Source organism: Candidatus Aquicultor sp. (genome assembly GCF_054640775.1).
In genome coordinates this window covers 1-15,304 of record NZ_JBTSLF010000059.1, presented here as the reverse complement: position 1 = coordinate 15,304, position 15,304 = coordinate 1, and the positions used below count along the sequence as shown (strand labels likewise).

General features: G+C 52.5%; 12 protein-coding genes and 1 rRNA gene. 10 read left to right on the top strand and 3 right to left on the bottom strand.

The window, feature by feature from the left end:
- Together fusA and ACYC56_RS06640 are read right to left on the bottom strand one after the other, a co-directional pair.
- Positions 1–1,950, bottom strand: a 1,950-nt coding sequence (gene fusA, locus ACYC56_RS06645) for an elongation factor G (RefSeq protein WP_461373395.1), incomplete at its 3' end; no start/stop codon positions are given.
- Positions 1,951–2,345: 395 nt separating this feature from the next.
- Positions 2,346–3,050: a rhomboid family intramembrane serine protease gene (locus ACYC56_RS06640; RefSeq protein ID WP_461373394.1), complete on the bottom strand. Its 705-nt coding sequence runs from the start codon at positions 3,048–3,050 to the stop codon at positions 2,346–2,348.
- 208 nt (positions 3,051–3,258) lie between these two features.
- On the opposite strand from ACYC56_RS06640, the gene mutM reads away from it, so the two are divergent.
- From mutM to ruvB, 8 genes are all read left to right on the top strand, one after another.
- Positions 3,259–4,092, top strand: a complete 834-nt coding sequence (gene mutM, locus ACYC56_RS06635) for a bifunctional DNA-formamidopyrimidine glycosylase/DNA-(apurinic or apyrimidinic site) lyase (RefSeq protein WP_461373393.1) — start codon at positions 3,259–3,261, stop codon at positions 4,090–4,092.
- A 274-nt stretch (positions 4,093–4,366) separates the two neighbouring features.
- Positions 4,367–5,251 carry a pyridoxal 5'-phosphate synthase lyase subunit PdxS gene (pdxS, locus tag ACYC56_RS06630; RefSeq protein ID WP_461373392.1) on the top strand — a complete coding sequence of 295 codons (885 nt, stop codon included), beginning with the start codon at positions 4,367–4,369 and terminating at the stop codon, positions 5,249–5,251.
- Positions 5,252–5,379: 128 nt separating this feature from the next.
- Complete coding sequence (gene pdxT / locus ACYC56_RS06625; RefSeq protein WP_461373391.1) at positions 5,380–5,970, top strand: pyridoxal 5'-phosphate synthase glutaminase subunit PdxT; 591 nt, start codon at positions 5,380–5,382, stop codon at positions 5,968–5,970.
- Complete coding sequence (locus ACYC56_RS06620) at positions 5,970–6,722, top strand: YebC/PmpR family DNA-binding transcriptional regulator (RefSeq protein ID WP_461373390.1); 753 nt, start codon at positions 5,970–5,972, stop codon at positions 6,720–6,722. Before pdxT ends, ACYC56_RS06620 begins: the two co-directional genes overlap by 1 nt.
- Before the next feature lie 178 nt (positions 6,723–6,900).
- Positions 6,901–7,419 carry a crossover junction endodeoxyribonuclease RuvC gene (ruvC, locus tag ACYC56_RS06615; RefSeq protein WP_461373389.1) on the top strand — a complete coding sequence of 173 codons (519 nt, stop codon included), beginning with the start codon at positions 6,901–6,903 and terminating at the stop codon, positions 7,417–7,419.
- Entirely contained in the window at positions 7,397–7,993 is a 597-nt protein-coding gene (gene ruvA, locus ACYC56_RS06610) for a Holliday junction branch migration protein RuvA (protein WP_461373388.1), read from the top strand. Before ruvC ends, ruvA begins: the two co-directional genes overlap by 23 nt.
- Before the next feature lie 112 nt (positions 7,994–8,105).
- The gene (locus ACYC56_RS06605) at positions 8,106–8,636 is read left to right on the top strand and encodes an inorganic diphosphatase (RefSeq protein WP_461373387.1); all 531 of its coding nucleotides are present in this window, start codon (positions 8,106–8,108) and stop codon (positions 8,634–8,636) included.
- A 63-nt stretch (positions 8,637–8,699) separates the two neighbouring features.
- The gene (gene ruvB / locus ACYC56_RS06600) at positions 8,700–9,710 is read left to right on the top strand and encodes a Holliday junction branch migration DNA helicase RuvB (RefSeq protein WP_461373386.1); all 1,011 of its coding nucleotides are present in this window, start codon (positions 8,700–8,702) and stop codon (positions 9,708–9,710) included.
- Positions 9,711–9,742: 32 nt separating this feature from the next.
- Here the strand turns inward: ruvB and ACYC56_RS06595 are convergent, their stop codons facing one another.
- On the bottom strand, positions 9,743–12,187 hold the full coding sequence (locus ACYC56_RS06595) for a PBP1A family penicillin-binding protein (RefSeq protein WP_461373385.1): 2,445 nt from the start codon (positions 12,185–12,187) through the stop codon (positions 9,743–9,745).
- A gap of 173 nt (positions 12,188–12,360) precedes the next feature.
- Between ACYC56_RS06595 and tyrS the strand changes: the two genes are divergently transcribed.
- Positions 12,361–13,650 (top strand): tyrosine--tRNA ligase, encoded by a 1,290-nt coding sequence (gene tyrS / locus ACYC56_RS06590; RefSeq protein WP_461373384.1) that lies wholly within the window; start codon positions 12,361–12,363, stop codon positions 13,648–13,650.
- Between the two features lie 708 nt (positions 13,651–14,358).
- A 16S ribosomal RNA gene (locus ACYC56_RS06585) occupies positions 14,359–15,304 on the top strand; the annotation flags it as partial.

Here is a 15,304-nt window from a genome sequence, read left to right as displayed (position 1 = left end):
GGCATATGTCGACATCTCCGCGAGGGGGACTAGCGCGTTAATGGCGGTATTGCGACCGCGCGGCTCAGAACCTAGCGGCTTGCCCCGTCGGCTCGAGAGGTCGCCGATGACATCTCCCATGTACTGGTCGGGAACTACTACCTCGACCCTCATGATCGGCTCGAGTAGAATCGGCTTGGCGTCCATGAAACCCTTCTTGATGGCAAGCGATCCCGCGATCTTAAAGGCCATTTCTGAGGAATCAACAGCATGGTAAGAGCCATCATAAAGGGTTACCCTGATATCGACTACCGGGTATCCCGCCAGGATGCCTTGATCCATGACCTCCCTGATGCCTTTCTCGACCGCCGGGCGGTATTGCTGGGGTACGACGCCGCCAACGATCTTGTCTTCGAACACGAAGCCTTCGCCCCGTGTTTGCGGCTCGACCTTGATCCAGACGTCTCCGAACTGGCCACGGCCACCGGATTGCTTTTTGTGTCTGCCCTGGACTGCGGCGTTACCTTTAATCGTTTCTTTAAACGGAATGCGCGGCGCAGAAAGCGTGGCCGCGACCCCGAATTTTCTCTTCAGCCTCTCCGTAATAATGTCGAGATGCATATCGCCCATTCCCGAGAGTACCGTCTGGTGGGTCTCGACATCTCTCTTAACGGTAAGGGTGGGATCTTCCTCGGCGAGCCTGTTGAGTGATGTGCCCAGCTTTTCTTCGTCGCCCTTAGTCGTAGCGGCAGCGGCCACAGAGATAACGGGCTCGGGGAATTTAACGGGGGGAAGTATGATAGCTTTACCCTCATCGCAGAGCGTATCACCGGTCATCGCATCGACAAGCTTGGCGACAGCGCCGATATCGCCTGCAGGAAGCTCTGTAACGTCTTCCTGTGTTTTTCCGCGGGCGACAAATACGTGGCCGACGCGCTCTTTTTTGCCGCGGCTCGAATCGGCTACCGTTGAATTTGCCTTGAAACTACCCGAGAAAACCCTGAAGTAGCTGAGTTTGCCGACATACGGGTCGGCGACTGTTTTAAACACAAGTGCTGCGAGGGGTTCCGACTCGGATGGCTTTCTTTCGATGTCCTCCTCGCCTTTCGGGCTGATTCCCTTTATGGCGCCCCTGTCTACGGGAGAGGGGAGGTAATCGACGATCGCGTTGAGGAGACCATCGATACCAATGGAGGTAAAGGCGGCAGTCGCCGTAACGGGAATCACCGCGCCCGATGCAACCGCTTTTTTAATACCGGACACGACCTCGGCATCGGAGAGTTCCCCTTCCTCGAGGTATTTCTCCATTAGTGCATCATCGCTCTCGGCGATTCGCTCGATCAGCGCCTCGCGAGCGGATGCAGCGGCATCGGCCATATCTGCGGGAACATCCTCGATTGAGGTAGTTCCGCCGTTCGTTATATATGCTTTTTGCTTTAAAACATCGATGACACCCTTGAAGTTCGCTTCGCTCCCGATCGGGATTTGAAGGGGGGTGACTTTGTCGCTGTAGACTTCCTGTATTACCCTGAGCGTTTCATCAAAGTTGGCGTTCTCTTTATCCATTCTGTTGATGATGACTATCTTTGCCAGGCCGTATTCGTCTGCAATGCCCCAGACGCGCTCGGTCTGAACCTCGAGGCCTGAAACTGCGTCGACCACGATTCCCGCGATATCGACGGCACGCAGGGCACCATATACTTCGCCGATGAAGTCGGCATATCCGGGGGTATCGACTGCGTTGATCTTGTGGTTGTTAAACTCGCAGGGCGCAAGGGAGGCGTTGATTGAAAACTTGCGCCGTACCTCTTCGGGGTCATAGTCGGTCGTGGTATTGCCCTCGTCGACTTTACCGAACCTGCTGATTGCTCCTGTGGTAAAAAGCATTGCCTCAGCAATAGTTGTTTTGCCACTTCCGCCATGGCCTACCAGGGCCACGTTTCTGATGTTCGCTGATGCATATTTCTTCAATAATATCTCCTCCCAGAGCTTCAAAATTTGAAAGCCGTCGTAAACTTTTTTATTGACAACCGGTCGGACTTCCGACCGATTATTAATCAGCGATTATACGCTTAGAGTTTCCGGTAAAGGTTCGATCATCATTTAGATCAGCTATTAAATCAGCTATTAGATTCTGGCACTAGGTAATAGGATACTTAAATGCCGTTATAATATCAAAACTTTTAGAACTCAGGATTAAAATAGAGCGAAGACGTTGAATCAAGACTACTTATTTCTGCAAGTTCAATCCAGAGAGCATATCTTTTAACAACTCTTATAGTATAGCAAAGATTTTACCGTATACACCATGCTGTTTAATCTGCCGGTAACCTTCTGCCGACCCAATCGCTTTCTGCCCTTTCCTGCTAAAACTGCTGCGGCAGCCGGTGTTTGTGCCGGGGAACGAGCAGTGTCAGAAGAAGGCCGGCGACAAAACCACCGATATGGGCGAAATAGGCCACACCTCCGCTGGTGGCGCCGCCCACACCGAAGAAGGCCGAGAATACCTGCAGGAGAAACCAGAAGCCGATTACCACGATGGCGGGGATTCGCACGACGGTAAAGAAAAATATTATCGGTATGACCGTCAGCACCCGGGCGCTTGGAAATAGTATTAAGTAGGAGGCGAGAACGCCGGAGATGGCGCCGCTTGCCCCGATGTTCGGGACCGTTGAATTCGGGTCGATGGCGATTTGTAAAAGCGACCCCGCGATACCCGCCAAGAGGTAGAAGATTATATATTTAAAGCGGCCGAACATATCCTCTACGTTGTTGCCGAAAATCCATAAAAAGAGCATATTAAAGCCGATGTGAAGCGGTAGCGGGCTGTCGTGTAAGAACATCGATGTAAACAGCGATAAATATACCGGCTGTATCTCGTTTGGCGCGACTGGATGACCGGTCGCGATGGCCTTCGGGAAGAGCGCATAGCGATTATAAAATTCTATGAGCGCCTGTTGATCCGGTAGTGTCAGCGTATATATGTAAATCGCTATGTTTATTGCGATCAGGGCGACCGTAACTATTGGGAACCGTCTTGTCGGGTTATCGTCTCGAATTGGTAAAAGCATAGTATCCTCACTGTATGCCTGCTGTATATCTTATTCCCTTTGGGACACCAGGATAACACGAAACGCTGATAAATACCCTGCGAGCCCTTGGGCGAACGATGTGAGGGAATGTATGCTTATTTGTTTTTATCGTGTTACAAAAAAGGGAAAGCAAAAGTACGTTAAGAAAAGCGTTTATTAGAGCTTTTGATAAAGTGTGGTGATATGTGTGCCGGAATTGCCTGAAGCGGAGACGATACGCAGGGAACTCGAAAAAGTGGTTGTCGGGCGAAAGATCGTGGATGTGCAGGTATCGGTGCCAAGGGTGCTCAGGATGCCTTCGGAAGAATTCGAGCAGAGCGTGGACGGAGCAACGATAACCGGTGTCGGCAGGCGGGCCAAGATGGTGATCGTTCACCTTTCCTCCGGCGATTCGCCGCTCTCTCTGCTCTTTCATTTGATGATCGCGGGAAGTATCCGGTATGTGCCGGTCGAATATCCCGAGCGCGAAAAAGCTCAGGTTATTCTCACGCTGGATAACGGTCATGAGATTCGTTTCAGAGACCCGCGCAAATTCGGCTATGTCAAACTAATAAAGGGGGATATTGCTACCGCCCCCGAGCTGAGTCATCTTGGCCCCGAGCCTTTATCCGGTGAATTTACCTTAGGAAGATTTCAGGAGATGCTCAAGCGCAGGGCGAACGCCAAGATAAAAGCGCTCCTGTTGGACCAGTCGTTCGTTGCGGGCATCGGCAATATCTATGCCGACGAGGTGCTGTTTCATGCCGGTGTATTGCCGACGAGGCCTGCCGGTTCACTCTCCGGGGATGAGATTCGGCGCATCTACGAGGGGATACGGTCGATATTGACCAAGGCCATCGAGGAGCACGGCAGTTCTATCGCCACGTATGTGGATATCTTCGGGAACAAGGGCAATTTCGTGAGCTTTTTTAAAGTGTACGGCCGGACGGGGGAGCCTTGCGTTAACAGCTGTCCGGGTGAGATCAAGAAAACCAAAGTCGCCGGACGGGGAACGCATATCTGCCCGGTCTGCCAGAAATAGATACGCAATGTGCCCAACGCCAGCCGTTTTAGCCACTTTTGTAACCCCTTGTACAGTTGCGACCAGGTATTTGTTTTAGTATGATAAAGCAAAATCATCTTTGATGATTTTGCAGAACAATGGAACAATGGAACAATAGACATTGGAGCTTTTATAGAGTATGGAATTTTGATCCATTGCAGATTATTTTGTCGACGGACCGATGTTTAATGAGATTAAATAAACCAGTACCTAGGGATTTAAATTCGTGGTGTATGAAAGGAAGAAGAGATACATGATTGAGACCGGAACACTGAGAGTAAAAACAGGCCTGGCTGAGATGTTAAAGGGCGGGGTTATTATGGACGTAACCGACGCAAAACAGGCAAAAATCGCCGAGGACGCCGGGGCTGTGGCCGTTATGGCGCTCGAGAGGGTTCCAGCGGATATAAGGGCGGCCGGTGGGGTAGCGCGTATGGCCGATCCCACAAAGGTCGAAGAGATCATCGGTACGGTGACGATTCCGGTTATGGCGAAAGCCAGAATCGGTCACTTTGTCGAGGCCCAGATACTCGAGGCCCTCGGTGTGGACTACATCGATGAAAGCGAAGTTCTGACCCCGGCCGATGAGGAGCACCACATTAACAAGTGGGATTTTAAAGTACCGTTTGTCTGCGGCTGCAGAAACCTCGGCGAGGCGCTGAGGCGTATATCCGAGGGAGCGGCGATGATAAGGACGAAGGGTGAGCCGGGGACAGGTAATATCGTTGAAGCGGTCCGCCACATGCGCTCGGTCCGTGAAGGGATCTCGTGGCTCAAGGGGCTGCGCGATGACGAGCTATTTGCCGCGGCCAAAGACCTTCAAGCCCCGTATGACCTGGTAAAATGGATACATGATAACGGTAAATTGCCGGTTGTGAATTTCTCGGCGGGCGGCATTGCGACCCCGGCCGACGCGGCGCTTATGATGCAGCTGGGCGCGGATGGCGTGTTTGTCGGCTCGGGCATATTCAAGAGCGGCGACCCGGCAAAGCGTGCGAAAGCGATCGTGCAGGCGACAACGCATTTTAATGATGCCGAGCTTCTCGCAAAGGTGTCGAAAGACCTCGGCGAGCCTATGGTCGGCATAGAGATCAGCCAGATCCCGGATTCCGAGAGGATGCAGGAACGCGGCTGGTAATTATCTTCGGCAGAATCCAGAAGAACAGAAATAAATTCTGAATTCTGACTCCTGAATTCTGACTCCTTATAACGTCGTTTATATAACTGGCGTTTTTTTTGAGATTACTATTAGGAGCATGATAACGTTTGAATAATGTAAGAGTGGGCGTATTGGCCCTACAGGGCGCGGTGCGCGAGCATATACAGCATATTGAGGCGCTTGGTGCGGCCGGTGCGGCTATAAAGTGGCCGCACGAGCTGAAGGAAATCGCGGGTTTGATCATTCCCGGAGGCGAGAGCACGACAATCGGTAAATTGATGGTCGAGTACGAGTTCATCGATGCTATCCGCGACTTTCATGCCGCGGGCAAGCCGATCTACGGCACATGTGCGGGCATGATTCTTCTAGCGAAGACAATCACAGAAGGCGACCAGCCGTTGCTCTCACTGATGGATATCGAGGCCAGGCGAAATGCGTTCGGCCGGCAGCGTGAAAGCTTTGAGGCCGATCTTGCGATCAAGGACATCGGCAGTTTCAAGGCGGTCTTTATTCGCGCCCCGTGGATCGAGTCGGTGGGTGAGGGTGTCGACACGCTTGCCGAATTTGATACTATTGAACGTGGTGCCATAAAAGTCATGGCCAGACAGGGGAATCTTCTTGCGTCGGCGTTTCATCCTGAGTTAACCGGGGACGCAAGGGTACATAAATACTTTTTGATTATGATGAAGGAGGCCTAATGTCAGGGCATTCTAAGTGGGCGACGATTAAACACAAAAAGGGCAAGGAGGATGCCAAGCGCGGCAAACTGTTCGCCAAGCTGAGCCGAGCCATCATGGTCGCTGCTCGCAACGGGAGCAACCCCGATATGAACGCGGCTCTTGCCAACGCGATCGAAAAGGCGAAAAGCTACAGCATGCCCGCGGACAACATCGACCGGGCGGTTAAAAAAGGCGCGGGCGAGTTGGGCGCGGAAACCTACGAGGAACTCACCTATGAGGGATTTGGCCCGGCCGGAGTCGCCATCATGGTCGATGTTATGACGGATAACCGTAATCGTACTGCGGCCGATGTCCGCCATGTCTTTACTAAATATGGCGGCAACCTGGGGGCATCCGGTTCGGTCGGGTGGATGTTCGACCGCAAAGGTATCATAGCGGTCGATAAGAGTCACCCAATAGGCGAGGACGAACTCTTCACGCTTGCCGTCGAGGCCGGAGCGGAGGATATGACCAGCGAAGACGATCAGTGGCAGATTACGACCGACCCCACCGAACTTAACTTCGTAAAAAATGTGATTGAAAAGCACGGCATCCCGATCGAGCTTGCCGAAATCGCGATGGTTCCGAAAAACCCCGTGAAGTTGGACAAAGAGGATGCCATGAAGGTGCTGAGATTCGTTGATGTCCTGGAAGACAACGACGATGTCCAGGATGTCTACAGCAATTTCGATATCCCGGCGGAGGTGTTGGAGGAGCTTGCCAGCTTGTAGCAGGGTCCGGAGAACAAACAGTCAGCCGTTGGCGGTTGGCTGTTTTTTTGTTATAATCAAACAAATGTTCGATTAGCGATGTCGTTGTGGTTTGCGCTAGAATGTAGACAGCAGTAACAGAAGATGATTGATACTACCGGCATATTGAAGTTTGAATTCGCAGTTTGAAAGGCAGCTTATGATTATTCTCGCAATCGATCCCGGTACGGCGACAACCGGTTACGGTGTCGTCGAATATGAAGGAAACCGCTTTAAAGTCAAGGACTACGGGATAATCTCGACCGAGGCCAAAGTTGCCACAGAGCTTCGCCTGCAGAGCATTTACGACCAGATAAAAAACCTGATAGCCAGGCATAGGCCCGATTGTTTTGTGGTCGAGCAGCTCTTTTTCAACCAGAACGTGCGTACCGCGCTGGCCGTGGGGCAGGCGCGCGGCGTTTGTCTCTTGGTCGCCGCCGACGGGGGTCTGCCTGTTGCAGAGTACACGCCGCTTCAAGTAAAGCAGGCGGTCGTAGGCTACGGCCGGGCTGAAAAGGCGCAAGTACAGCAGATGGTGAAGGCCATCCTTAATTTAACCGAAATCCCAAAACCGGACGATGCGGCGGATGCGTTAGCCCTCGGGATATGCCACGCGCACTCGTACCGGTCGAATACGATAACCAGGAGAGCTTTGGATGATAGCGTTCTTGAGAGGTAAGCTTGAGGATAAAAGCCCCGGAACAGTCGATATCGATGTAAACGGTGTCGGATACAGGGTGTCCATGTCCAACAACTCACTCGCGGCCATGCCGCAGCGGGGCGAGCCGGTTTTTGTCTATACCTACACGCACGTGCGCGAGGATGTCTTGCAGTTGTTCGGTTTTATGTCGGTGGCCGAGCGCGAACTTTTCGAGAAGCTTATCTCGGTCAGCGGCATCGGTCCGAAGGTGGCGCTGGCGATCCTCTCTTCATTTGATGTCGACTCCCTAAAACAGGCCATCGTAGGCGAGGATATAGCCCTCATCACATCCATTCCGGGGATAGGCAAGAAGAACGCCCAGCGTCTCGTGCTTGAGCTTAAAGAGAAGCTGACATTAACCGAGAGCGGGCTTGCATCGACGGCTTCCGTAAAGGACAGGTCGGTCTACGAGGAGGCGCGAAGCGCGCTGCTTGGCCTCGGCTACACGCCTGCCGAAGCGAAAAAGGCATTGGATGGTTTTACGCCCGATGGGGCAGGGGTGGCCGTTGAGGCGCTCATTAAACATGCTTTAAAAAACCTGGTAAAAAACTGATATGTTTCGGGACCCGAGCTTTGGTTACATTTAACCTAAAAGACTTTATCTGGTCTGTATGTAATCAAACGCGATACGTCGCCATATTTGGGGCTTATCTTAAGGAAAGGGTATGGTAAAGATGGTTAGAGAGCGGGATTTAAGAACCGTGATGGTCATAGTCGAGATACCCAAGGGCAGTCGTAATAAATATGAATACGATGAAGAGCTGGGTATGTTTAGGTTCGACCGCTTGCTTTTCTCCTCGGTCCATTACCCGGCCGATTACGGCTTTATACCCGATACATTTGCGGAGGACGGCGACCCGCTCGACGCGCTCGTGCTGGTCACAGAGCCGACGTTTACCGGGTGCCTGATAGAATCAAAACCCATCGGGCTGTTTAAGATGTGGGATGAAAAGGGGCCGGATAATAAGATTCTTTGCGTTCCGGTCGCCGATCCGCTCTGGAATCATATCGACAACCTGGAGGAAGTCCCTCCCCACCTGTTAAGCGAGATAAGCCATTTTTTTGAGATATATAAGGACCTGGAAGCAAAGAAGACCGGTATCGAAGGCTGGGAATCAAGGGAAGAAGCCTTTAAGGTCATCGACGATTCCCTTCGGGCGTACAATGAGAAAAAAACCCGAAGAAGAGTTTCGTAGTTTCGTGATAGTATTTTTCTAGTTTCCAGTGAATAGCTCTGGGTGGCTAGGCGGGAGGAAACCGTGGACGACGACAGGATTACGACAACGTCATTTATAGAAGAAGATATCGATTATGAGCGCAGTTTGCGGCCGAGGCGTCTTGAGGAATTCGTCGGGCAGACGTGGGTGAAAGACGCTCTTGAGCTGTTTATTTCCGCCACGAAGGGCCGCGATGAGGCCCTGGACCATGTGCTCTTAAGCGGTCCCCCCGGGCTCGGGAAGACTACCCTGGCAGGCATTATTGCAAATGAACTTGGGGTCGGCATTAAGATAACTTCCGGGCCGGCGATCGAACGGGCCGGCGATCTGGCGGCGATCCTCACCAACCTGCAGCCCAATGACGTGCTGTTTATCGACGAAATACACCGCCTGAGCAGGCAAGTAGAAGAAGTGCTCTACCCGGCGATGGAGGATTTTGAGCTCGATATCATCATCGGGAAAGGTCCATCCGCACGCTCGCTGAGGTTGGAGCTGCCGCGCTTTACCCTTGTAGGTGCGACGACGAGACAGGGCCTTTTAACATCGCCCCTGAGGGACAGGTTTGGGGTAAACTGCCGTTTTGATTACTATACCGACCAGGAACTCAACGGGATTATCCGGCGCTCCGCTATAATTCTTGGCGTCGAGATCGATGCCTACGGCTCTCTTGAAATAGCACGGCGGTCGAGGGGGACCCCCAGAATCGCCAACCGTCTCCTTAAAAGGGTGCGCGACTATGCGCAAATTAAAGGGGATGGGTGCATCGATAAGGATATTGCAGACCGGGCTCTTGCATTTCTGGAAGTAGACGCCCTCGGTCTCGATAGACTTGACCGCCAGATACTTGAGACTATGGTTGAGAAATTTAGCTGCGCCCCGGTTGGGCTTAACACGCTGGCCGTATCGATAGGCGAAGAGCCCGAAACGCTTGAGGATGTCTACGAGCCGTATTTGCTACAGCTCGGCTTTATCCAGCGTACTCCACGCGGTCGTGTTATAACCGAGCGGGCCTGCAGCCATCTTGGGATTGCGTATCCGGGCGAGAAAGAGTAGATGTCGTACTCTTCTGCCCCTTAGTGGTTTCGTTAGTTCCGGCGGTTGATATAGATTGTTACAGGCTGGCCGTATGGCAGCGTCGCGCCTGCAGCGGGACTTTGGGAAACCACTTTATTCCGTTTCGCACGTCCGCGCTCGTACGGGGAAGATGTGACTTCAATGACTTTTAAGCCCCTGGATTCTAACTGCTGTCTCGCATCTTCCGACGTCAGGCCGACGATATCCGGTACGGTGATACCCTTGGATGATGAGCCGACACCGCCGGTACTAACCGTTATCTGAATTACCACGCCTTGCCTGGCCCTTTCTCCGGCAGCCGGAACCTGCGCTGTTACGACACCCCGAACACCCCTGATATCTTCCCTGTATGTGGAGCTATGTCCAAAGTGGGCTTTATCCAGTTTATCGATAGCCGCCCTTTCGGGTAACCCGACAACGCTCGGTATTGCGACGATGCCCGGGGACTTATGCAAGGGGCATTTTTGATTGGGAACTTTGGTGCTTAAGAATGGGCGGTATTCGACATCGGGACAATATTTGCTGGGAAGCAACCCCGACTCGGTACAAACCAGGACGTTCTCGATGCCGCCGCGCGGCTTTACGAAATTACCTTTAGGCATCTTTGCGGTTGCTCTCGACATGAATCGCGCCCAGATCTGCGCGGGGAAGGTGCCGCCGGCAACGCGTATACCGTGGACATTATACATAGATATCTGGCCTTTTGGATATCCGACCCATACAGCCGCCGCAAGTCCCGGCGTGTATCCGCAGAACCATGCGTCCCTGTAACTCGAGGCGGTTCCTGTTTTACCCGCACAGGGTCTGCTTATCCTGGCCCGGGTCCCCGTTCCATACCTGACGACGTCTTGCAGCACATCCGTAACGATGTAGGCGGTTGCTTCACTTATGGTTTGCTGCGGCTTCGGCACGTATTGGTCAATGATTTTGCCTGACGCATCTGTCACTCTGGTGATGGCCTCAGGCGGGCAATGCTTTCCACCGTTCGCAAGTGTTGAATATACGCTCGCCATATCAAGGGGACTTGGTCCATTGGTGAACCCCCCAAGCGCAATCGCCGGATTTTGGTTGATGACCCACTCCGGCATCCCCATCTTCTTTGCGACCTCGGTGACTTTGTCTACCCCGACATCGAGGATAAGACGCGCGAACACGGTGTTGACCGAGCGCACCAGGGCATCCCGGAGCGGCATCGGAGGGCCGCCGCTTCCCTCGACATAGTTATCGACATGCCAGGTTTGGCCGCCACCGATGGGTAAATCGCCCGGCGAAGAGCTATATTCCTGGAACGGAGAAATACCATTTTCGATAGCGGCTGCGAATACAATAGGCTTAAACGATGAGCCGGGCTGGCGATTATGTGAAGTGGCCAGGTTGTACTTATCTTTATTAAAATCGCGCCCGCCGACCATCGCCCGTATATACCCGGTTGCCGGCTCGACGGCTACAATCGAGGCGGCCGGATCGTTGGGGCGATTAAGGGTAGTCCATGCAGCTTGCTCTGCCTGCTGTTGCGTGGTTAAGTTAATCGTCGTATATACGCGCAGGCCGCCTTTAAAGACCACATTCTCGCCGTATCGCTTGATAAGCTTTTGTTTTACGTATTCGACGAAATATGGTGCGGGTGTTGCCGGCTTAGTTATCGGTCTTACCGTTACCGGTGCGGCCACCGACTGCGATTCTTCCAGCGGCGTTATGTATTTGAGCCGCGCCATCTGGTGAAGAACGAGGTCACGGCGCTCTTTAGCTTCTACCAAATGTGCGTATGGCGAGAAGTCGTTCGGGGATTTGATGATTGCGGCAAGCGTGGCCGCCTCGGGAAGCGAGAGCACCTTCGCACGTTTGCCGAAGTAATTATTAGAAGCTGTTTCAACACCGTACCAACTATGCCCGAAATAAATCGTGTTGAGGTATTTTTCTAAGATCTGGGCCTTTGTGTATTTCTGTTCCAACTGGTTCGCCAGCGCCGCTTCTTTTATCTTGCGGTCGAATGTTTTCTCGCGGGTGACGATGGTGTTCTTGATGTACTGCTGGGTGATGGTGCTCGCGCCTTCCACGGTGTGTCCGCTGGCGAGGTTGGTAAAGAAGGCGCGTGCAATGGCCTCGGGATCGTATCCCTTGTGCTTGTAAAACCTCTCGTCCTCAATTGCGATGACCGCACGCTGCAGGTATGGCGATACCTCAGAGAGCGGCACAACAACGCGGTCTTGCTCGTAATAGAGATTGGTAAGGAGCGTGCCGTTCGATGCGAATATCTTAGTCGTCTGCCAGTTTTGGATCTGGTCCTGGTTTTTGAGTTTTGGCAGCCCAATCATTATTTCAGCGGTAGCGACAAGGCCACCCAAGGCAACCAAAAGGACCGGTATGATTATTAAGGCGCTGAGCACGAGAACAGCGTGAACCCGACGCTTCTTCTGTGCCCTCAGCTTAGCTCTTTTTATCCTGGCTCGAGACATTACTTCCTCGTAGAGGTTACAATGATTTTCTTGATGGATTATAGCATAAAAGGAACGGTGAATGCGGGAATCGGTGAGCTGGACATATCTATATGCAGGTGTTACGATTTCTTATATTTTGTCGTTGCTGGAGCCCGTAGGGGCGAAAGGGGCGCTAACATGCGGGGGTAGGAATGAAATCGGCTGAAGAGCAAATATTTATCATACAAGATGGCGCCGAGGAGATAATCCCGGTTGAAGAATTCAAGCAGAAACTCGAGCGTGCGGTCGCGACAGATACGCCGCTCAAGGTAAAGTACGGCGTTGACCCGACCGCCCCGGACCTTCACCTCGGACATGCGGTTCCACTGCGAAAACTACGGCAATTTCAAGATCTGGGTCATATCGTGCAGCTCTTGATAGGCGATTATACCGCGCGCGTGGGCGATCCCACGGAGCGCTCGACAACGAGGCCCCAACTTCCTGCCGAGACAATCCAGGCCAATGCCAAGACCTATACCGAGCAGGCATTTAAGATCCTTAACCCCGAAAAAACGATCATCGATTATAACGGTCGCTGGTTTTCAGCGATGCCGTTTGAGCAAGTTCTTAAAATTACGGCGCAATTTACCGTGGCCAGGATGCTTGAGCGCGATGATTTCGCCAAACGTTTTGCAGCACAGGTCCCGATTAGCCTGCATGAGTTTCTCTATCCCGTGATGCAGGGCTACGATTCCGTCGAGCTTGGCTGCGACGTTGAAACGGGCGGCACCGATCAGAAATTCAACATGCTCGCCGGAAGGGATTTGCAGCGTTGGGCCGGTCAGGAGCCGCAGGTCGTCATCACTATGCCCATCCTTGAGGGCACCGACGGCTATGTTCGCATGAGCAAATCCAAAGGCAACTATATCGGCTTGACCGAGCCCCCCGAGGAACAGTTCGGCAAAATCATGTCGATCCCGGATTTTATCATGGTTCGCTATTTCCGGCTCTGTACGAACGAGCCGCGCGAGGTGATAGACCGCGTCGAAAAAGGCCTGGAAGATGGCACTCTTCATCCAAACCAGGTAAAAAGGCGTCTCGCAAAAGATATTATATCTATCTATCATGGCCCCGAAGCGGCCGAAGAAGCCGAGCGGATATTTGATGCAAAGTTTAAGAAGGTCGAGGGCGGGACGGCGGCAGAACGGCTTGCGGCTATCGGCGCCGAGATTCCCGAGGTCGAGATAACCCCGGATATGCTTACCGATGATAAGCGTATATGGATCGTTAAGCTTATGACGGCTGCAGATTTCGCCAAGACAAACGGTGAAGCCCGGCGTCTTATAGAAGGCGGCGGAGTAAGGTACTTAGATCATGTCGATGGCGAGTACAATGAAGAAATAATAAAAGATCCGGGTTTGGAAGTCATACCGAAAACCGGGGATATCATCCAGGTGGGCAAACGGCGCATCGCGCGCCTGAAGGTGTACGGCCCAAATTAGCGATCCGGTTCTGCTAATGTATTAACAAGGAAAATAAAATCTCGCTGCAGCACAAAGGTTGGTGCCCGCGCCGACCTAAGGACTTACCGGGAAATTTAACAATTCCGAAACAACTGTTGACAATATTTTTAAACCTGGTAAAGTACTCCTTACGCAGCAGCGAGCAACGGAGTGCGAAATCCTCGCAACCGGTCGCAAAACGCGTTGTAAACTCACGAAATTCTCAAACAATCTAGTTGACAACGGTTCTCGCTGGTGCTATATTTATTAATGCTGCTTCTTGCAGTAAATTTCCGTGGAGTTGTTGAATATTGCTGACAATTTATCTCGGAGGCGACAAGTATAGGTTAGAATAAGTATGATTGCTCAAGCAATCCTACCTGAGACTTGTCGCTGTGAGAGGAAACTCCACAGCGAATTTTTTTGTCGTAAAAACACCTTCATAGGAAGACTGGAATAAGGTGTTGACAGCCGGAGAATGGCATGGTACATTACCGTCTGTTGCAAAGTTGGTCTTTGAAAACTGAACAGTGGAAATGCCAGTAAGGTTTAAGATTTAAACCAAAATACACGCGAAAGCGTGGAACCCGTCAGCTCGCGTTTTGCAGGGGTTTTAATCCCTGGGAGATGCGGGCGACGAATTCAAAAAGTTTTTAATGAGCGTTCAAGCTCTTTAGAAAAGTTTGCGGTCTTGTACCGCACACAATTTCAATGGAGAGTTTGATCCTGGCTCAGGACGAACGCTGGCGGCGTGCTTAACACATGCAAGTCGAGCGGAGCGGTCTCATGAAACCTTTCGGGGTCGATTGAGAAGGTGCTTAGCGGCGAACGGGTGAGTAACACGTGGGCAACCTGCCCTATACTCTGGGATAACTCCGGGAAACCGGGGCTAATACCGGATGTTGTTGTCGGAACGCATGTTCTGATAACTAAAGCTCCGGCGGTATAGGATGGGCCCGCGGTCCATTAGCTAGTTGGTAGAGTAACGGCCTACCAAGGCGACGATGGATAGCCGACCTGAGAGGGTGACCGGCCACACTGGGACTGAGACACGGCCCAGACTCCTACGGGAGGCAGCAGTGGGGAATTTTGCGCAATGGGCGAAAGCCTGACGCAGCAACGCCGCGTGAGGGATGACGGTTTTCGGATTGTAAACCTCTTTCAGTAGGGACGAAGCCGCAAGGTGACGGTACCTACAGAAGAAGCCCCGGCTAACTACGTGCCAGCAGCCGCGGTAATACGTAGGGGGCAAGCGTTGTCCGGATTTATTGGGCGTAAAGAGCGCGTAGGCGGTCTATTAAGTCAGATGTGAAAACTCTCGGCTCAACTGGGAGACTGCATTTGAAACTGGTAGGCTAGAGTCCAGCAGAGGGAAGTGGAATTCCAAGTGTAGCGGTGAAATGCGCAGATATTTGGAAGAACACCAGTGGCGAAGGCGGCTTCCTGGACTGCGACTGACGCTGAGGCGCGAAAGCTAGGGGAGCGAACAGGATTAGATACCCTGGTAGTCCTAGCCGTAAACGATGGGCACTAGGTGTAGCGGGTTATCGACTCCCGCTGTGCCGCAGCTAACGCATTAAGTGCCCCGCCTGGGGAGTACGGCCGCAAGGTTAAAACTCAAAGGAATTGACGGGGGCCCGCACAAGCGGCGGAG